The sequence below is a fragment of the Shewanella sp. AS1 genome (assembly GCF_021412565.1).
In the GTDB taxonomy this organism is placed as follows: Bacteria; Pseudomonadota; Gammaproteobacteria; order Enterobacterales; family Shewanellaceae; genus Shewanella.
Window position 1 is genome coordinate 1 of sequence record NZ_JAKCLJ010000177.1, and the last position, 208, is coordinate 208.

Here is a 208-nt window from a genome sequence, read left to right on the forward strand (position 1 = left end):
GTGTTGGCGCCGCCAGTCCAGCTGATATCACCATTGTAAACTTCAGTAACGTTGTGAGTGTCATTGACATCCACATCGGTAAAGCTGAGCACGCCGCTGTCGGTGAGGTTAGGGTCGGTGGCATCTTCAGTGACGCCGCCAATCATGTCGACAGTGAGCACAGGGGTGTCGTTGGTGCCGGTAATGGTGATGGACACCGTCTTGGTGT

1 protein-coding gene is annotated in these 208 nt (G+C 54.8%); it reads right to left on the reverse strand.

The features are described 5' to 3' along the window. Positions 1 to 208: VCBS domain-containing protein (locus tag LZP69_RS16585; RefSeq protein ID WP_234201769.1), on the reverse strand; the 208-nt coding region annotated here is incomplete at both ends.